Below are 393 nucleotides of genomic sequence, written 5' to 3' on the forward strand. Positions count from 1 at the left end.
GTCAAGCATCATGCGTAAGCCGTCGCCGGCAATGCGATATAGATTCTCTGGCGTCAGAGCGGGTGGCGCGGGGCAGGAAATTGATGATGGCGGTTCACTCTGTGCGATTTCCGCGTGTCTTTCAGAGTTATCCACAGCGGGCGGCGTCTCTACAGTTTGAGTTTCTTCTCTGGTGTTTTGTGTAAAGGGCCGGAAGTTTTCCACTGGCTGGTCGGAAGAAAGCCCATGGTTTTCAAGCCAATCTTCAAGGCTGTTGCACAGATCGGAACTGACCTTCAAATGGGCGTTGAGCCGCTCCAGACCGAGACGGCTTAAAGCATCGCTGCGTGGCCATTTATCGAAACTGGCGAGAATCTTGACGATCTCAGGATCTTTGATAGCCGAGGAGGGCAG

1 pseudogene is annotated in these 393 nt (G+C 53.4%); it reads right to left on the reverse strand.

The annotated features are described in order from the left end of the window. Positions 1 to 393, reverse strand: a pseudogene (locus tag O4H53_RS26995) (replication initiation protein RepC); the annotation flags it as partial.

This window comes from Sulfitobacter sp. G21635-S1 (genome assembly GCF_027213915.1).
Taxonomy (GTDB): Bacteria; Pseudomonadota; Alphaproteobacteria; order Rhodobacterales; family Rhodobacteraceae; genus Sulfitobacter.